Source organism: Burkholderia cepacia (genome assembly GCF_001718835.1).
GTDB classification, from domain to species: Bacteria; Pseudomonadota; Gammaproteobacteria; order Burkholderiales; family Burkholderiaceae; genus Burkholderia; species Burkholderia cepacia_F.
Map to the genome: position 1 here is coordinate 2,813,723 of NZ_CP013444.1, position 18,583 is coordinate 2,832,305.

16 protein-coding genes are annotated in these 18,583 nt (G+C 69.5%); 3 read left to right on the forward strand and 13 right to left on the reverse strand.

The genetic code is table 11. The features are described from left to right. Positions 1-62 precede the first annotated feature (62 nt). On the forward strand, positions 63-1,073 hold the full coding sequence (locus WT26_RS32330) for an ornithine carbamoyltransferase (RefSeq protein ID WP_059894540.1): 1,011 nt from the start codon (positions 63-65) through the stop codon (positions 1,071-1,073). A 58-nt stretch (positions 1,074-1,131) separates the two neighbouring features. Then, on the forward strand, positions 1,132-2,070 hold the full coding sequence (gene arcC, locus WT26_RS32335) for a carbamate kinase (protein WP_069271626.1): 939 nt from the start codon (positions 1,132-1,134) through the stop codon (positions 2,068-2,070). A 57-nt stretch (positions 2,071-2,127) separates the two neighbouring features. On the opposite strand, the gene sctC is transcribed toward arcC, so the two are convergent. The 10 genes from sctC to WT26_RS32385 form a co-directional block, all read right to left on the reverse strand. Continuing rightward, complete coding sequence (gene sctC / locus WT26_RS32340; protein WP_069271627.1) at positions 2,128-3,939, reverse strand: type III secretion system outer membrane ring subunit SctC; 1,812 nt, start codon at positions 3,937-3,939, stop codon at positions 2,128-2,130. A gap of 118 nt (positions 3,940-4,057) precedes the next feature. Next, the gene (pilV, locus tag WT26_RS32345) at positions 4,058-5,740 is read right to left on the reverse strand and encodes a shufflon system plasmid conjugative transfer pilus tip adhesin PilV (protein ID WP_069271628.1); all 1,683 of its coding nucleotides are present in this window, start codon (positions 5,738-5,740) and stop codon (positions 4,058-4,060) included. Then, positions 5,740-6,219, reverse strand: a complete 480-nt coding sequence (gene pilM / locus WT26_RS32350) for a type IV pilus biogenesis protein PilM (protein WP_059589131.1) — start codon at positions 6,217-6,219, stop codon at positions 5,740-5,742. The genes pilV and pilM overlap by 1 nt, the downstream gene beginning before the upstream one ends. A gap of 39 nt (positions 6,220-6,258) precedes the next feature. Next, complete coding sequence (locus WT26_RS32355; RefSeq protein WP_069271629.1) at positions 6,259-6,828, reverse strand: type 4 pilus major pilin; 570 nt, start codon at positions 6,826-6,828, stop codon at positions 6,259-6,261. A 33-nt stretch (positions 6,829-6,861) separates the two neighbouring features. Continuing rightward, positions 6,862-7,938, reverse strand: coding sequence for a type II secretion system F family protein (locus WT26_RS32360; RefSeq protein WP_069271630.1), 1,077 nt, complete (start codon positions 7,936-7,938; stop codon positions 6,862-6,864). Beyond that, on the reverse strand, positions 7,928-9,538 hold the full coding sequence (locus tag WT26_RS32365; RefSeq protein WP_059712552.1) for a GspE/PulE family protein: 1,611 nt from the start codon (positions 9,536-9,538) through the stop codon (positions 7,928-7,930). The genes WT26_RS32360 and WT26_RS32365 overlap by 11 nt, the downstream gene beginning before the upstream one ends. Then, complete coding sequence (gene pilP, locus WT26_RS32370; protein WP_059479844.1) at positions 9,535-10,029, reverse strand: type IV pilus biogenesis protein PilP; 495 nt, start codon at positions 10,027-10,029, stop codon at positions 9,535-9,537. Before pilP ends, WT26_RS32365 begins: the two co-directional genes overlap by 4 nt. Positions 10,030-10,042: 13 nt before the next feature. Further along, positions 10,043-11,329, reverse strand: a complete 1,287-nt coding sequence (pilO2, locus tag WT26_RS32375; RefSeq protein ID WP_059552819.1) for a type 4b pilus protein PilO2 — start codon at positions 11,327-11,329, stop codon at positions 10,043-10,045. An 11-nt stretch (positions 11,330-11,340) separates the two neighbouring features. Continuing rightward, complete coding sequence (locus WT26_RS32380; protein WP_060198715.1) at positions 11,341-13,083, reverse strand: PilN family type IVB pilus formation outer membrane protein; 1,743 nt, start codon at positions 13,081-13,083, stop codon at positions 11,341-11,343. Then, entirely contained in the window at positions 13,083-13,598 is a 516-nt protein-coding gene (locus WT26_RS32385; protein WP_069271631.1) for a toxin co-regulated pilus biosynthesis Q family protein, read from the reverse strand. The genes WT26_RS32380 and WT26_RS32385 overlap by 1 nt, the downstream gene beginning before the upstream one ends. A gap of 307 nt (positions 13,599-13,905) precedes the next feature. Between WT26_RS32385 and WT26_RS32390 the strand changes: the two genes are divergently transcribed. Beyond that, positions 13,906-15,009 (forward strand): type IV pilus twitching motility protein PilT, encoded by a 1,104-nt coding sequence (locus tag WT26_RS32390; RefSeq protein WP_059535030.1) that lies wholly within the window; start codon positions 13,906-13,908, stop codon positions 15,007-15,009. A gap of 184 nt (positions 15,010-15,193) precedes the next feature. Here WT26_RS32390 and WT26_RS32395 read toward each other — a convergent pair whose 3' ends face one another. From WT26_RS32395 to WT26_RS32405, 3 genes are read right to left on the reverse strand one after another with little or no spacing between them, the layout of a single operon-like run. After that, positions 15,194-16,666: a secretion protein gene (locus WT26_RS32395; protein WP_069271632.1), complete on the reverse strand. Its 1,473-nt coding sequence runs from the start codon at positions 16,664-16,666 to the stop codon at positions 15,194-15,196. Beyond that, complete coding sequence (locus tag WT26_RS32400) at positions 16,663-17,412, reverse strand: response regulator transcription factor (protein ID WP_059489262.1); 750 nt, start codon at positions 17,410-17,412, stop codon at positions 16,663-16,665. The genes WT26_RS32395 and WT26_RS32400 overlap by 4 nt, the downstream gene beginning before the upstream one ends. A 46-nt stretch (positions 17,413-17,458) precedes the next feature. Further along, positions 17,459-18,547 (reverse strand): sensor histidine kinase, encoded by a 1,089-nt coding sequence (locus tag WT26_RS32405; RefSeq protein ID WP_059635402.1) that lies wholly within the window; start codon positions 18,545-18,547, stop codon positions 17,459-17,461. Positions 18,548-18,583: the final 36 nt, after the last annotated feature.

An 18,583-nucleotide genomic window follows, 5' to 3' on the forward strand; every position in this document is an offset into this window, starting at 1 on the left:
TTGACACGAGCACCGCGGCGTCCCGGCGCCGCGCCGACCCCGACAACCTGCGGAGAAACCAGATGAGCTTCAACCTGCACAATCGCAATCTGCTGAGCCTGATGCACCACAACACGCGCGAGCTGCGCTACCTGCTCGATCTCGCGCGCGACCTGAAGCGCGCGAAGTACAGCGGCACCGAGCAGCCGCGCCTCGTGCGCAAGAACATCGCGCTCATTTTCGAAAAGACGTCGACCCGCACGCGCTGCGCGTTCGAGGTCGCCGCGTACGACCAGGGCGCGAACGTCACGTACATCGACCCGACGTCGTCGCAGATCGGCCACAAGGAAAGCATGAAGGACACCGCGCGCGTGCTCGGCCGGATGTACGACGCGATCGAGTACCGCGGCTTCAGCCAGGAGATCGTCGAGGAGCTCGCGCACCACGCGGGCGTGCCCGTGTTCAACGGCCTCACCGACGAATACCACCCGACGCAGATGCTCGCCGACGTGCTGACGATGCGCGAGCACAGCGACAAGCCGCTGCACGACATCAGCTACGCGTATCTCGGCGACGCGCGCAACAACATGGGCAACTCGCTGCTCCTGATCGGCGCGAAGCTCGGGATGGACGTGCGGATCGGCGCGCCGAAGTCGCTGTGGCCGTCCGCCGAGCTCGTCGCGCAGTGCGAGGCGTTCGCGGCCGAAAGCGGCGCGCGGATCACGCTGACCGAGGACCCGCTCGAAGCGGTCAAGGGCGTGGACTTCATCCACACGGACGTGTGGGTGTCGATGGGCGAGCCGGTCGACGCGTGGGACGAGCGGATCAAGGCGCTGCTGCCGTACCAGGTGAACCGCAAGCTGATCGAATCGACCGGCAATCCGCGCACGCGCTTCATGCACTGCCTGCCCGCGTTCCACAACTGCGAGACGAAGGTCGGCAAGCAGATCGCCGAGCGCTATCCGCATCTGAAGGACGGCATCGAAGTCACCGACGAGGTGTTCGAATCCCCGCGCTGCATCGCGTTCGAGCAGGCGGAAAACCGCATGCACACGATCAAGGCGGTCCTCGTGTCGACGCTCGGCGGCATCTGACGCGTCCACGCGCCCGGCGTGCCACCGCGCGCCGGGCGCACCTTCAAGGAGAAACACGATGCGTATCGTCATCGCATTGGGCGGCAATGCGCTCCTGCAGCGCAATCAGCCGATGACCGAGACCCAGCAGCGCGAGAACGTGAAGATCGCGGTCGCGCAGATCGCGCAGATCGCGGCCGGCAACGAGCTCGTGATCGCGCACGGCAACGGGCCGCAGGTCGGCCTGCTCGCGCTGCAGGGCGCGGCCTACACCGCGGTCGCCCCCTACCCGCTCGACGTGCTCGGCGCGCAGACGGAAGGGATGATCGGCTACCTGATCGAGCAGGAGATGGGCAACCTGCTGCCGTCCGACGTACCGTTCGCGACGCTGCTCACGCAGGTCGAGGTCGATCCGGCCGATCCCGCGTTCGACCATCCGACCAAGCCGATCGGCCCCGTCTACGTGCGCGAAGAGGCCGAACGGCTCGCGCGCGAGAAAGGCTGGCGCATCGCGCCGGACGGCGACAAGTTCCGCCGCGTGGTGCCGAGCCCGCGGCCGCGGCGCATCTTCGAGATCCGGCCGATCAAGTGGCTGCTCGAAAAAGGCTCGATCGTGATCTGCGCGGGCGGCGGCGGCATTCCGACGCGCTACGACGCGAACGGCAAGCTCGCGGGCGTCGAGGCGGTGATCGACAAGGATCTGTGCGCGGCGCTGCTCGGGCGCGAACTGCACGCGGACCTGCTCGTGATCGCGACCGACGTCGACGGCGCGTACGTCGACTGGGGCAAGCCGACGCAGGCGCTGATCGAGGCCGCGCATCCGGACGCGCTCGAGCGGCTCGGCTTCGCGGCCGGCTCGATGGGGCCGAAGGTCCAGGCGGCGATCGAGTTCGCGCGCGAGACCGGGCAGGACGCCGTGATCGGCTCGCTCGCGGGCATCGTCGCGATCACCGAAGGCCGCGTCGGCACGCGCATCAGCACGAAGGTCGACGGAATCCGCTATCGCAAGCCGCAATGACGGCGGCCTGACGAACACCCGGCCGGCGGCGGCATGCGCCGGCCGATCGACATCCGCTCAAGGCTCGATCACCCTCGGCGTCACGAGAAAGAGCCGCTCGCTGTGGCTGTCCTGCTTGTCGGTCGAGCGGAACAGCCCGCCGATGAGCGGCAGCTTCGACAGCACAGGCACGCCTGATTGCGTGCTCGAGCGCGCATCCATCTTGTAGCCCGCGATCAGCAGCGCCTGCCCCTGCTCGATGAACGCCTGCGTGTTGATTTCGGTCGACACGATCACCGGAATGTTGTCGACCGTCTGTCGCGACAGCTCGCCGTCGACGATCCGCACGTCGAGCTTGATCTGCGTGCGCCCGCCCTCCTCCACGACCATCGGCAGCACGCGCAGCGACACGCCCGTCGAGATGCTGTACAGGTCCGCCGACGTGTAGCCCGCGACGCGCACGAAGAACTGCTTCTTGTTGTCCATCACCGCCTCGACGTTGTCGAGCGTCGTGACTTTCGGGCTCGCGTCGGTGCGCGCCTGGTTCGCCGATTCGAGCGCGTTGATCCGCGCGAGCAGATAGCGGCCCGCGTCGCCGAGCACGGCCGTCAGCGACAGGCCGAGCGGGCTTGCCGGCACGCTGACCGAGTCGTTGCCGGACAGCGAGATCGAGCCGAAGGTCGGATTCAGCGAGCCGTTCGCATACGAATTCTGCGACGTGAGCCCCGTGCCCGTCTGCAGGTCGAAATGGCTGTTGTGCGCGCGCCAGTCGATGCCGAGCTGCTTGAGCGCGCCTTCGTCGATCTCGATCATGCGCGCCTCGATCTCGATCAGGCGCGGCTTCACGTCCAGCAGCGCGATCAGGTCCGGGTACTGCGCCATGTGCTCGGGCACGTCGCGCACGAGAATCGAGTTCGTGCGCGGATCGGCCTGGATCACCGGCAGGTCGGCCGAATCGCCCGCGCCCACGGGCACGCCGCTCGCGCCGCCGAGCGGATCGAGCACGCCGCCGCCCTGGGCGCGCGTCGCGCCCGAGTTCGCGATCGCCGCGGCGAGCATGCCGCTCGGACGCGGCTCGCCTCCTTGGCCGCCGCCCTGCATGCCCGCGCCTTCGCCCGACTGCGCGCCCTGCATGTACGGCGGCAGCGGCGGCAACGGCGGCGTGCCGCTGCGCCCGCCGCCGAGGTCCGTCATCGGCGCGGCGCGGCTGATCGGCTTGCCGACCGTCGTCTGCGACGCACGCTTGCCGTCGCCCGGGTGATACATCCGGTTCAGCAACGACGCGACGCCCGGCATCGTCACGGTCGTGCCGTCGACGTTCACGTCGCGATCGGCGGCCCACGCGTGCTTCAGCGAGAACACGCGGATCTGCGTGCCGCCCGTGCGCGCGGAATTCTCGTCGAGCCGAGCGGCGACGCTTGTCACGAGCTCGACGTAGCGCGGCGGCCCCGCGACGAGCGCGGTGCGCTGCTGCGCGTTGTAGGTGACCGGGTAACGCGGGTCGGCGATCTTCATCTGTTCGAGCAGGTCGCGCAGGTCGCCGGTGTTCGCGCGCTCGAGCTTGACGAGGGTGCTCTTCATGTCGCTCGCGGGCGTCACGTACAGCACGGTGCCGTCGTAGTACCAGACGAAGCCGAACGATGCGGCGAGCGTGTCGAGGAAGCGCTGCGGCGACATCTTCATCTTGCCGCTGACGGCACCGCCCACGCCGGGCGCGACGTTCGCCGCGATGTTCTGGCTCGCGGCGAGGTCGCGCAGCACGTCCTTCACGTCCTTGCCTTCCGCCGCGTACTGGATTTCGGTGCTGCGCCAGCGGATCGGCGCGGCGTCGACGGATAGGCTTGCAAGCGAGCACAGCAGGGACAGCAAAACGGGGATCTTGGCCTTCATGGGTCCGTCCGGTGGGGGCGCGCGGCACGTCGGTCGGACGTGCGCGCGCCGCAGATGGGAGACCCGTGCAGTAAACCGCAGCCGCGCGCGGCGGCGGCCGCGCGCGGCGAAGGTCCGTTCAATAGAACGAATTGATGGTCCAGCCGGTGGCGAGCGGCGTCTGGAGGAAGGTCTGGCCGTTGCTGCAATAGCTGGACGTCCACGGCGTCTTCGCATAGCCGTCGTACGTCGCCCATTTGCTCGAAAGCCTGACCGTGTAGCCGCTGCGCGGCTCGGCGGCCACGTTCAGCGTGACGTTGATCGTCGCGGCGTCTTCCTTCAGCTTCGACGACTGTGCCTCGTTGTGAGCGATCGCCTTGCCGCTCCTGACGTCGATGACCTCGACGACGAGGCGCATCTGTCCTTCCCTTCCTTTCTGGTCGCACGTCGAATAGGCCATGTGCATGTACGCGCTCACCGCGATCAGCCCGTTGTTGTCGAGCTTTAACTGCCGGTCGATCGTGTACGTGTACGTGCCGTCCGGTTCATACGTGATGAACGATCCGTTCGGATAGTTGCCGGTGTAGGTGTACGAGCATTGCGGGAAGTCCCTCGCGCCAGGCGTCGCCATCAGGATCTGGCAATCGATGTCGGTGCTGCCGATCTTGATCCCCGACTGCGGGAGCCACTTGCCGTTCTGGCAAGACAGCACCTGGCCGTCCTGGCCCATCGAGATGAGGCCGGCGTCCTTCCGGTTTTCATCGGGCGCGCACGGCGTGTTGACGACGACGCGGCGGGTGATTTCGTACTGTTTGGCCGAGACGACGCCGGGCACGATCAGGTTGTCGTTCTGATCGATCGCGAGTGCCTGCCAGGCGGCCCCCGTCCACGCATACGCACGGAACGTGTCGAGCGTAAGGCGTACGTCGCCGCGTTCGTTCGATGTATTGGGCAACTGGTCGGTCTGCTCGACAGGATCCTTCCAGTGGCCGCCCGCGCCGCGCCACACGCCGTCCCTGCAGCTCAGCAGCTTGCCGGTGGAGTCTGCGCCAAGCTTGCCGTTCGTGTAGTTGCCGGCGGTACCGCAGTTCGCCGCGTCCGCGCTGCCATCGTCGAACGTATGCGTGAGCCAGATCGGCACCTGCATCGCATTCGCCTCCGGATGGCCGCCTACGCCGACGCGGTACAGATAATCGCTGTTGATCTGCTGGCCCGGCCCGTTGAAGAAGATTTCGTTCGCGAGATGGCCCGCGTTCGGTGGCGCGGCGTCGTTCGGATCGCACTTCGGCGAGCTTCCGCTCAGGAACGTGCCAAGTGGCATCCGCCACGCGTTGAACGCGCCGCGAGCGAGCGTCGGATCGCTCTCGGAAATCGAGCCGCCGCCCGGCCCCGCGCTGGCGGCGACGAGCCCGAGCTCCTTGTCGCCGATCGCCGCGCCGCCCGTCGTCACGACGAGCGCGTCGAGTCCGGTCCCCGTCGCGGTCCGCTTGACCAGCACGCACGTGTGCTGGCCGTAAGCGTTCTCCGGCCGCAGTGCGGCCGGCAGATCGTTCGTCGCCTGCAGATCGGCCAGACTCATCACGACGGGCGTCTGCGTGTTCGCGCGCTGCCACCACGCGTCGTAGTCGCGCTTCAACGCACGCGTCGCCGCGGCCGTCACCTGCGCCTGGTATTGCGCGGCCTGCTGCGCTCGCACGTCGTCGAGCGACGTATCCATCATCATCGCGATGCCCGCGAGCATCAGCGCGGCAATTGCGAGCGCCGCGAGCATTTCGATCAGCGCGAAGCCGCGCGCGCGGCGGCGGGAAGACATGAGATGCATCAGTAAGCTTGCCCCATCCAGACCGGCGCACCGTCCGCAATCGTCAACCCGGCCGGCAACGGCACGCCATCCGCCGGCGCGTTCGGATTCGCATGGCCGGGGCGCACGACCGCGTTGCGATACGCGACGCCCGCGAGCAGCGAGCCGTCGGCGAGCGTCGCGATCTCGCCCGCGATGTTGACGGGCGGCATCGCCGCCGCATACGCGACGACGGTGCCGTCCGCGACATAGTTGCGCCATGGCGGATTCGCGTTCGGATACCAGGTCGGAAATGGCAGCTTCGTGTTCGGCACCGCCCCGCGCGTGCCCGGATGCGTGCGTGCGTAGTCGAGCGCCGCCTGACGGTAGATGGCGAGGTCTTCGGCGAGCGCCTGCGCGTTGCGCGACGGCTGCAGCGCGGGAACGGCGGACGGGCCTTGCAGCGTCGCGTAGACGGCGGCGATCGACGCGAAGGCCAGCACGGCGGCGAGGGCGTACATGAGGAGCGGCGTGGATGATGGAGAAAGAGACGGTCGGCGTCAGTTCGACGTCCAGGTGATCGTGGCGTTGTCAACGCAGGCCCGCGTCGCGGCGTCCGGAGCAACCGGATATGGGATTCCTTGGCCGTTCTGGCCGTTCTGGCCGATCGCCACCGTCCGCCAGTTTCCACCTGCCGTCAGGGTATTGATGCAGATGTCACGCGGAACGTTCGTGTACTGGACGGTGAAGGTCTGCCCGCGTCCCGTCACCGTGACGTTCCCGCCCCATGCATTCGCTACGGCATTGTTGTTGCCCGTGGGCAGCGTGCTCGGAAACACCCTCGCCGCAATCAGGTTTGCGTTGAGATCGACGCCATTTCCATAATTATTCACCTGCCCCATATAAAGCTTCTTCGTCCCCGTCTGAATCGCATTCAGCTCTTCGGCAAGCCGATTCGTATTCGCACTCGAAAACGCCGACCCGAGCAGCGCGATCGCGCCGACGATCACGATCGCGGCGACGCCGAGATACGCGATGCTTTCGAGCAGCGACGCGCCGCGCTGCTTGCGGTGGCGCCGGCAGAACGCGGGCTGGTGTCGATACGCGGGATGATTAGCGAGTGGTTTCATATGGTCCTTCTCCTGAATTGAAAATGCGCGACGTCAATGCATCGCGCGCGTCATCGCGGCGATTTCCTGCTGAATTCCGAAAAATCCCGCCACGAGCCAGCCGATCAGCAGCGCGAGCACGACGATCGCGACGCCGTTCAGCACGCGCATCTGCGCGGCGATCCGCGCGACGCCCTCTTCGAGCCACTCGTCGGCGAGCATCTTGAGCGCCGCGTCGAAGCCGCCGAATTCGGCGTAGATGCACAGATCCTCGACGATCTCGCGCGACGGAAACTGATAGCCGGTGTTGTGCAGCGCCTCGCCGGCGTTGAGGCCCGACTTCACGCCGTCCAGCGTGTCGTCGATCCGCTCGCGCAGCCACGGCCCCGCGACCGCGCCGATCTTCAGCAGCGCCTTCTCGACCGTGACGCCCGACGCCTGCAGCGCCGAGAACGCGATCAAAAAGCCGCTGCCCGTGACGAGCCGGTAAATCGAATAAGGCGGCACGCGGTCCGCATAGATGCGCAGCGGCCCGCGCCAGCGCGGCAGCGACCATGCGAGCGCGGCGAGCGCCGCAACCAGAAGCGCGACGACGACGAGCATCCAGCCCTGCACGAACAGCGACATCAGATACAGCGAGCGCGCGGCGCCATGCCAGTGCGTCGGATCGGCGATCAGCGCGAATTTCGGGATCACGTGCGTGCCGAACAGGTACAGGTAGCCGATCACCATCACGACGAGCCCGACCGGATACGCGACGCCGCCCGTCACCGCGCGGCGGATCTTGCGGCCCGACTGCACGATGTCGGCCACCGACGCGAGCGCGTCCTCGATGCGCCCCGCCTGCTCGCCCGCCGCGACGATCATCTGCTCGGTCGCCGGCACCCACGTTTCCATCGCCTCGGACAGCATCCGGCCGTTCTGCACCGCGAGACGCCAGTCGGACAGCACGATCGCGAGCGGCTCGCGCGGCTTGCGGCCCTCGCGCGACGCACGCCATTCGAGTTCCTCGAGCACCTTGAGCAGCGGCAGCCCGTTGCCGAGCATCTTCGCGATCTTCCGGTAGATGCGCAGCCGCTCGTCGGCATTCAGGCACAGCTTCGCCCAGCGGCGGTTCAGCTCAAGTGCCATAGCTGAATCCGACGAGCGACAACTGCTGCCGCGCCTCGCCCGACACCGGCGCGAGCGTGCCGACGATGCGCTCGACGCCGCGCGGATCGACGAGCCCCGCCGCGACCTTGCGCAGCGCGTGCTCGGCGAGCGTCATCCCGCCGAGCGTGCGGGTCCAGTACTCGAGCGCGCCGGCCTTGTCGCCGTCGCGCAGGAACTCGAACAGCCGCGCATCGGGCAGGATCACCTCGGCGACGACCGTGCGGCCGATCGTGCCGACCGTGCGGCAATGCGCGCAGCCGTCGCCCGCGATGCACACGTCGTGCATCCGGCTGTCGAGCGCGAGCCGCAGCCGCGCGAACAGGCCCGGCTCGATGCGGTCCGGATGATCGACGAGCCGCAGCTTGCAATGCGGGCACAGCAGCTTCACGAGACGCTGGCTGATCAGCCCGGAGACCACCGTGTGATCGGTGACCATCCGCGCGTGCAGGCCGAGATCGATCAGGCGGTCGGCGATCGCGAGCGCGCTGTTCGCGTGCACCGTCGTCCACACCTGGTGGCCCGTCATCGACGCGCGCAGCGCCGTCTGCCCGGACGCGCGGTCGCGGATCTCGCCGATCATGATCGTGTCCGGGTCGAGCCGCATCGCGTTCGTGATCGCCGCCGCGAACGCGAGCGCGCGCGCCTCCTCGGTCGGCGCGTTCGCCACCGGCGTCTGCACCGCGCCGCCGATCGGATACTCGATCGGGTCCTCGACCGTGATCACGTGCAGGCTGCCGCGCGATTCGTCGATCTGCGCGGCAAGCATCCGCTGCAGCGTCGTCGACTTGCCGGAGCCCGTCGGCCCGCTGATGATGTTCATCCCGTGCGGCTGCGCGCGCAGCGTGCGAAACGCCGCGACGTGCTCGGGCGCGAAGCCGAGCGCCGCGAGATCGGACGCGTCGCCCGCATCGTTGTACAGCAGCCGCAGCACCATCAGGCTGCCTTCGTTGGTCGGCGTCGTCGCGATCCGCACGCCGTACAGGTCGTCCGGCAGCTTGTCGCGGTCGCCGATGCTCGCATCCTGCCGCTCGTTCGGCCGGTAGCTGTTGTCCGACACGGTCGTCATCGCGCCGTACAGCGTCGCGAGCAGCCGCTCGCCGTGCTCGCGCGTGTGCTCGTTCACGCGCACGAGCTCGTTGTGGATGCGGAAGTAGACCTCGGTGCTGAAGCGGCGCACGCGGATATGGATGTCCGACGCGCGCTCGCGGCACGCGCGGCCGATCAGCTCCTTCGCGAGCACCTGCATCACCGTGTGATCGAGCCGCTCGCCGCCGCCCGCCACATGCTGCCGGTACGCCTCGCGCACCTGCGTCAGCGTCGCGGGCGTCAGTCGATATGGCCGGCCCATCCGGTCGAGCCGCGCGCGATACGACAGCACGAACGGGTTCATCTCGTGGCCTTCGGCGATCAGCAGGCGCCCGTCGTCGAACAGGCAGACGAACTTGCGTTCCTCGACGCTCGCGGCGAAATCGCCCGCTTCGCTGACGGCGCGCGGGCCGCGCGGCTGCGCGGCGTCGGCACCGGCGGACGGCGTCGCACGCGCGAACATCGGGTCGGGTCGTTGCGCGTCCTGGTTCATGACCCGCTCGCCGGCAACGATGGCACCGAAGGCAGCGGCGCGGCCGCGTCGGCCGGCAGCGGCGGATTGCCCGCATAGGAAGGCGACGCCGTCGACAGCCGGACCGTGCGCCCGCGACTCGACACGACGACCGCGCGCGGCTCGATCGCGACGACGCGCCCGCCGTCCGGCAGCGCGTCGCCGCGCTGCACCTCGAATTCGGCGCCGCCGTTCATCCGCAGCGTCGCGAACGCGCGCTTGCCGACGCCTTCGATCGCCGTCACCGTGAATTGCCCGCCGGCCGGCGCGCCGCCGCCGAGCGCACGCGCGAGCTGCGCGGCACGCTCGATGACCTGCTGCTGGGTTTCGAGCTTCTTCAGCTGCGCCTGCAGCAGCACCGTCTCGCTTTGCAGCTGCGTGAGCCGCGCGGCGGTCGCGGCGCCGTCGTCGGGCGACGCGGGCCCGGCCGCGCGCGCGACGCCGGCGAACAACGCCAGGCCAAGCAAGCACATCGATCGAACGCGACTATTTCGCATAGAGCACTCCTTCGAGAGTCCACTGATTGTTCTGGTAAGCGATGCGCTGCACGCGCAGCCCCGGCACGTCGATCGCGCGCACGAACTCGGGCGGCGCGATGCCGCCGAGGGTCGCGTTCAGCCGGTACGCGCGCCACCCGGCCGCGGCGGCCGCCTGCTGCGCGAGATTCGCGAGCGGGGCGCCCGATGCCTGATCGGGAAGCAGCCGGTCGAGTTTAGCGGCCGTGTCGAGCCATTGGAGACGCGACAGAAGTTGTGTCCTGACAGCCGAATCGTCGACGAGCGGCGTGTCGCCGGCCTTCGGCGCGGCGAGCGGCACGTCGAGCGTCGCGCGCTCGCCGTCGGTGTCGACCGTCGCGCCGGGCTCCACGGCGAGCAGGTAGCGCACGTTCGAGCCGTTGCGCGCCCACGCGTAGTGCGCGGCGTCCGGCGTGCATTCGTAGCGCTCGAGCCGCCAGCCGCCCGGCGCGAGCCGGCCGAAACGCGCCGCGCATGCGCGCGCGAACCCGACCGCGTCGGGCAGCGTCGCCCACGGATGCACGATGGGCGCGCTCGTCTGCCGCGCCGCGAGCTCCGCGCGCACGCGCTCGAGCGCCGCCTCGCGCTCCTCGGCCTCGACCTTCGCGCGATGATGCCAATACGCGAGCGCGCTGCCGGCCGCGACGCACACGAGCGTCGCGGCGATCAGCGCGGTGCGCGGCGGCAGGCGCCGCTCGACGGGCCGCAGCGCCCACCAGCGCTCGGTGCGCGGCCGGCCGCCGCGGCGCGGCAGCAGTTCGTCGAGCCGCTTCGGCTGGAAATTCTGGAAGCCCTGCCGCTCGAGCTCCGGCTCGCCGATCACGACGTTCCAGCCGCCCCAAGCGTAATCGGTGTGCAGCCGCTCCAGCGCTTCGTCGCGCGTGCCGATCCAGTCGCCTTGCGGCATGAACGCGTGGTCGCGCACCGCGAAGTACGCCCAGCGTCCGTCCGGCAGCGCGAACGCGCCGAGCCAGTTCGGCGCGGGCTGCCGGCGGCCGTTGTAGAACGCGCCTTCGAGCGCGATCGCGCGCGACACCATCGCGCCGAGCGACAGATGCCCGGGCGTGAAGCCGTCGCGCGTGTTCGCATAGCCCGCCGCCGCGCCGCCGCGATCGATCCGCAGCACCATCAGGTCGAACTTCAGCTTCTTCGCGAGCTCGACCGCTTCGGCGCGCAGCTCGTTGCGCCGCGACAGCGATTGCCAGAACAGGCCGGCGACGAAGCGCTGGCGGCCGATTTGAATCACTTGCGCGCTCATCGCCGGCTCCGTCAGGCGCCGCCGCGCTGCGTGACGGGCGTGATCAGGATCACGATCACCTCGCGCGTGCGTTGCGCCTCGTAGCCGCCGCCGAGCGCGATCATCTTCGGCGTGCCGACGCCGCGTTCGTCGAGCGAATCGTTCGTGCCTTCATAGCCGCTGATGACGAGCGTCTCGCCCGACTTCATCGCGACCCGCTGCAGGAAGTTGCGCATGTCGACGTCGGGCGTCTGGATCTTCGTCGCGCCCTTGGCCTCGCTGCTCGTCACGTCCTTCAACTGGAGCAGCGACGAGATGTTGGTCGAGAACTGCAGCATCACGGTGCCGTCGTCGAGCACGTGCGGCAGCAGCGTCATGTTGAAGCCCGTCGTCACGGTGCCCGGCGTGAGCGCCGTCGACGAGCCGACGTTCGCGGTGTTGGTCGTCGACACCGACGCGAGGTAGCCCGTCTGCTTCGCGACCTGCACGGGCACCGGCTGGTTGTTGAGCGTCGTGACCGACGCCGACGTCTTGCGCCGCACCGTGCCCTGCTGCGACAGCGCGCGAATCAGCAGCTTCGTGCCGTTGAAGCGGCTCGTCGGGCTGAGCACCGTCGCGGACAAATCGGCCGGCGACGTCAGCGCGACCGGCGTGAACGGATTGGTGACGCCGAAACTCGCCGACATCGTCTTGTAGACGAGGCTCCAGTCGATTCCATACGCGTCGCCCGCATTCAGCGACACGCTGAGCACGGTCACGTTGAGCAGCACCTGCCGCGACAGCGAGCGGTTCTGCTGCGTCATGAACGCGGCGACGCGCTCGAGCACGTCGGGCGTGTCGGTCACCGAGATCGAGCCGGTGGCGGGCGACGACACCGAGCTGCCGTAGCGCGACAGCATCGACTGGATTGCGCTCTGCAGGCCGTTGAACACCGAGAGCTGCGAGTTCACCGCGGTGTTCGCCGTGTTGTTCGCGGTGAGGCCCGTCGAGCCGGAATTCGCGCCGTTGCCGCCGCCGCCCGCGCCGCCGGACTGCGAGCCGCCCGACGTGCCGTCGCTCGTCGCGCCGCTTACCACCGACGCGTTCAGCGACGAGTCGCCGGGAATCGCGTTCACCTGGAACGTGCGGGTGTCGGTGAAGAAGAAGCGGATCGTCCCCTGCTCGTATTTCCAGAAGACGCCGAAGCGCGCGCACGCCGCGTCGAGCAGGCCGCGCAGCGTGCCGCCCGCATACACGATCCGCACCGGCGCGAACGACGTGCCGCCGCCGTCTGCGCCCGCACCACCGCCCGCCTTGCCGCCGGACGACGCGCCGGCCGGCATGCCGGGCGGCAGCGGCGGCACCGAGCGAGCGCCCGACGCGTCGAGGAATGCGGGCGCGCTGCGCGCGGCGCCGTCCGCGCCGCCGTTCTGCGAACGTGCGGCCGCCTGCTGCGCGCTCGCGGCAACCTGCGTCGGCACCTGCGTGAGCCGCGTGACCTGCTCGGCGAATTCGGACAACGAAGCGACCGGGCGATCAAACGACGCGGGCTCGTCGAACAGCGACGGCAACTGCTCGCCGCGCTGCAGCTTGACGGCGCCCGCCGACACCCACAGCCCGTCGTTCACGACGACGGGCGCGAGCGCGTGCACGCTGTTGTCGCCGTCGGATACGCGCTTCAGGAGCGCGCCGGATTCGTTCGAATCGCGTTGCGCGTCCCGCTCGATGCCGCCGCGCAGCCCGGTGCAGCCGCCCAGCAGCGCTGCGAGTAACGAAATGACGAGAAAGACGCGCATCAGCCCGCTCCTTGCGCGACGACGCGCAATACATGATTGCCTTGATAGAGAATCGCCTGGATCGGCGTGGACGTGCGGCCGAGACTCGCGACGAGCGCTTGCAGCGCATCCTCGAACGAGCCGCGCAGCGTCGCCTGCGCGTCGACGCTGAAATCGACCGGCGCATCCCAGACCAGTTGCCAGCCCGCCGTGCGCGCCCAGCGCGACAGGACGCCGCGAATCGTGCCGTCGGATGCGCGCACGTCCCAGCTCGACGCGGCCGGGACAGGCGCGGCGGCCGTCGTCGCTGTCGCCGCCGCGGGCAGCGCCTGCGCGCCTGGCGCGGCCGCGGCCGACGCCGGCGCGCGAAAGACGTCGCTGCGCTGCGCCGTCAGCGGCGCGTGATCGAAGCGCTCGGCAAACGGCCCCCCCGGCGCCGGATCGGTGCCGGCGGGCGGGCCGCTCGCCGCGCAGTCGGTTGCAGAAAGCGCGAGCGCGATGAACGCGGCCGCGGCGACCGTGGCGCCGTGCATCATGAATGTCCTCGTTACTCGACTGCTGTGCGCCGCTGGCCCCGCGCTTTGCCGAGTGTCGATCCCGGAGGCCGCATCCGACGCCTCGGACCGCCTGCGCGGCCGGAAATGCCTTTCCGATTCCGGGATTACCTCGGCTTTACATAATAGGTCTACGCATGCAGTCGAATTATTGAATTGATTATTGCGCGGCAAATATACCCCGAACAGTTTGACAAAAGCTAGTTTGCGTGCAAAATTAAATAGACCATTCGATTTTCCAGTCACCGCGCGCATTGCGCCGTCCATTCCATTCATTCGGATCGCCAAAATGAACCAGCATGCCGCCGCCCCGCTGCGCGATCTCGCGGGCGAAGTGCTCGGCCTGATCGACCTGAAGCAGATGTTCACCGACATCCATATCGAACAGGACCGCCCCATCACGATCAAGACGCCGCGCGGCTGGGTCGAGACGAGCGACGAGCCGGTGCTCGTCGACGACATGCGGCCGCTGCTCGACGCGATCGACGAGCACTGGGAGAGCGCGCTGCATCAAGGCACGCTCGACCGCCCGTTCGTCCTCACGCGCTGCCGGCTGCGCTGCCACGTGTATCGCGCGGGCGGCGGCCGCAAGATCGTGATCTCGATGCGCCGCCTGCCGCTCAAGCCGCTGCCCCTCGAGGAGCTCGGCCTGCCCGTCTACGTGCGCTCGATGCTCGACAGCACGAAGGGCATCATCCTCGTCACCGGCCCGACGGGCTCGGGCAAGACGACGACGATCGCGTCGCTGCTCGAGCACGTCAACGCGACGCGCAACACGCATATCGTCACGATCGAGGAGCCGATCGAATACTATCTGGAGCGCCGCCAGTCGATCATCTCGCAGCGCGAAGTGCCGACCGATACGCCGAATTTCCAGCACGGGCTGCGCGAGGCGCTGCGGCAGAAGCCGGACGTCGTGATGGTCGGCGAGGTGCGCGACGCGCAGACGGCCGACACGCTGCTGCAGGCGGGCGAATCCGGGCACCTCGTGCTCGCGACGATGCACACGGGCAGCGCGGTCAGCGCGCTCAACAAGCTGCTGTCGTTCTTTCCGGTCGAGCAGCGCGACCGGCACGCGGTCGCGCTCGCCGAATCGCTGATCGGCGTCGTCTGCCAGAGCCTCGTGCCGAGCGCGGACGGCGAGAGCCTCGTGCTCGCGAGCGAGCTGCTGTTCAACAACAACAACCAGGTCGCGAAGCTGATCGCGGACCCGACGAAGCTGCACCTCGTCAACGAGTTCCTGCGGCGCCGCGAGGACAACATGTCGCGCTCGCTGAACGACGATCTCGCCGCGCTCGCGGCCCGCAACCGGATCACGACGAAGGACGCGTTACGGGCGACTTACAACCGGATCGAGCTGCATGAAATGATGCAGTCCATTGTTAGCCGTTAGTTAACCTGTTAGCCGTGCGCGCACCCGATCCGGCATTTTTAGCCGTCGATCTAAAACCGGAAAAAAACAATATAAACACGCAAAATCGTGCGTTAATTGACTTGCCGCATTAATTTCAATAGACGCCTGCCGTCGAGCGCTAAAATCGGGCTCGATCGTCGTTTAATAATGAGCGGGCTTTGCATCAATTGCCGAGCAGGCGCGTCTGCGTCCTGAGGCCGAGGCTGTCCGGCGTCGCCGGCGGCCGCGCACGCGACGGCGCGCGCGGCCGTGCCGCGGGCTTCGCGGGTTCGGGCGGGCTGGCGGCGCTCACGCGCGGCGTCACCAGCACGAGCCGCTGCTCCCCCCGCCCGGCGGCAAGCGGCAGCGCGAGCGCCGCGCATTCCCCTGCCGCGAGCGTCACGCCGGACACGGTTTCGCGCGACGGCGACGCGCCGTCCGCCCAGCGCTCGACGATCCGCATGTCGAGCGCGTAGCGGCCCGCCTGCGCGGTCTCGCGCGGCGTGACCCGCATCGCGAAGCCGTTGCGCTGCGCGTCGAGCGCGCGCGCATCGCCGTCGCCCGACGCGACGAACGCCTGCCGCAGGCGGCCGAAATCCGCGCTGCCGTCGGGGAGCGTCAGCGTCGAACCGTCGGCGTCGATCGACGCGTCGCCATGCGCGGCGAGTTCGGCGACACGCGCGCGCGTTGCCGCGCAGCCGTCCGGCGCGGGTGCGACCGCGATGCGCGGGGCGGTTGCGCCTGTGGGTTCGGACGATCCGGACGCCTGCGCGCCGTCGCGCCACCGCAGCCCCAGCGCGTCGAGCCGCGCGGGTGCGAGCGTCACGCCGAACGCATCGATCCGTATCGACGCCGGCAGCGTATCGAGCTGCGCGACGAGCCGCGCGTCGCGCGCCAGCCGCGCGGGCACGTCGCGGATCAGCACTGTGTTCGAGCGCGCGTCCGCGTCGACGATCGGCAGCGACGCGGTGAATTCGCGCACGCCCGGCACCGCGCGCGGCGCGACGCCGTCCTGTTCGAGCCGGCGGCGCAGCCGCGTCGCCAGCCCCGGCACGATCGTATCGCCCGCGTCACCGCGCGCCGCGTGGTCAGCCGATGCGCGCGTGCGCAGCCGGAACGCGCGCGTCTCGGTCCGCATCCGCGCCTGCGCGGCCTCGTCGAGCGCGCGCGCGGCGGCAAGCACGAGCGCGACGTAGCGCGGCGGGCCGGCAACCCGCACGATGCGCGCCGCGTCGTCGTAGCCGGGCCGCCAGCGCGCATCGACGATCCGCTGCCGCGCGAGCGTCGCGCGCAGCTCGGCGGGCGTCGCGTAATTGAGCCGCACCGCCGCGCGCTCGAACGCATCGGGCGCGACGAGCTGCAGCACCGCGCCGTCGTAGTACGACGCGAGCCCGCAGGTGCGCGCGACCCAGTCGACGAAGCGCTGCGGCGGCAGTGCGTCGCGCACGTCGAGCCGGCACGGTGCGTCTGTCTTGATGTCGATTGCGACGCCCGAACGGCGGCTCAGCTCGCTCAATGCGTCGGCTGCGTTCACCGGCCCGACCCGATAGTCGAAGCGCGCGAGCGGCCACGCGAGCGGCACCGCGTACAGCGCCGGCGCATGGCTCGCGAGCGCGAGCGCGACGGCGGCGGCCGACACGGCCGCGCGCGGCGTCACGATGCGCGGTCCGCCGGTTCCGCGTCCGCGCCCAGGTTCAGGCGATAGCCGGTCGCGTAGGCCGCATGCACGGTCCAGCCGATGCCCGCCGCCTTCAGCCGGCTGCGCAGCCGGCTCACGTACATGTCGACCGTGCGGGTCTGCGCGGACGCGTCCGCGCCCCACACGAGCCGCAGCAGGTCCTGCCGCTGCACGACGGTGCCGGGATGCTCGGCCAGGTGCCAGAGGATGTCGAATTCCTTCGCGCTGAACGCGTGCGACGCGCGGTCGTCGGACACGGTCAGCGTCGCGCGCGCCAGCACGTAGCCGCCGAGCTGCATGCGCCCGCTGTCGACCGACAGCGCCGCGAAACGGCGCAGCAGCGCGCGCACGCGCGCGAGCAGCGTCTGCTTTTCGAGCGGCTTGACGAGGAAATCGTCCGCGCCGGCGTCGAGGATCTTCACGATGTCCTCTTCGTCCGAATGCACGGTCTGGAAGATCACCGGGACGATCGAGCGCGCACGGCCGCGCACCCACGCGAGCAGCCGCTCGCCGGTCATCCCGGGCAGGTCCCAGTCGAGCAGCAGCAGGTCGGCCCAGCTGTCGCCGAGGAAGCGGCGCGCGTCGAGCCCGTCGTCGAACGCCTCGACGCGGTAGCCCTCGGCCTTGAGCCAGGTGACGAGCAGCGTGCGCTGCACCGGATCGTCCTCGACGACGACGATCTGCTTGGGCTGCTGCACGGTGCGCTGCATGTTCGGTTCGGACATCGTGAAATCAGGGGTCGTCAAGCGAATTAAGGGAGAACGCGCGCGCTCAGCCGTCCGGCGCGACGCTCGCGCGCCAGCGCGCGATGCCTTCGGGCACGGCGGGCGGCGCCGCGCCGGCCGCCGGCGCGAGCATCGGCAGACGCATCACGAACGTCGTGCCGACGCCGCGATTCGATTCGGCGTACAGCGCGCCCGCATGCGCGGCCACCACCTGCGCGGCGAGCTGCAGCCCGAGGCCGAAGCCCATCGAGCCGCGCCTGGCGAGCGGCGCGAAATCCGTCATCCGGGCGTCCGGCGCGAGGCCGGGCAGGCCGCCCGCCCAGTCGCGGATCGTCAGTTCCGCGTGCGCGTCGCGCACGTGCAGCCGGATCTCGACGCGCGCGCCTTGCCGCGACGCCTGCACCGCGTTGTCGATCAGGTTCTGCAGCGCGCGGGCGACGAACACGCGCGCGCCGCGCAACCACAGCGGCGCGGCGTCGTCGAGCCAAAGCTGCAGGGAGACACCGCGATAGACGGCACCCACTTCGAGCTTCGGCACGAGCTCGCGCAGCATCTTGCGCAGGTCGAAGCGCACGAAATGGCGCTGCCGGAGATCGTCCGCCGCCGACGCGACGAGGTAGTCCTGGCCGAGCAGCAGCGCGTGCCGCGCGAGCTGCGCGACCCGTTCGAGGCCGCCGCAGGCGGCGAACGCGTCGGGATCGGCGTCGTGCAGCTGGGTCAGCGCGAGAATCGAATTCTGCGGCGAACGCAGGTCGTGCGCGAGAAAGCGCAGCGACGCGACGCGCTCGTCGAGCGCGCGGCGCAGCGGCGTGACGTCGGCGACCGTGACCGTCGCCGCGAGCACCGGATCGTCCTCGACCGGCTGCAGCGTGAGCCACAGGATCGCATCGTCGGTTTCGAATTCGAATCCTTGTTCGAGCGTGTCGAACAGCGCGGCGGGGTCCGCGAGCGCCGCGTGCGCCGCATCGCCGAGCACGGCGGCGAGCGGCAGCCCGGCCGGCAACGTGCGGCCGAACAGCGCGTGCGCGCGCTCGGTGGCCGCGACGATCGCGCCGTCGCGGTCGAGCGCGAGCGTGCCCCACGCCTGCCGGGCCTGCATCACCTCGAAGATCCGGGCATCGGCCCGTTGCGGCACGCTCAAGTTCTGCTCCGGCGGACGTCGCGGTCCGCG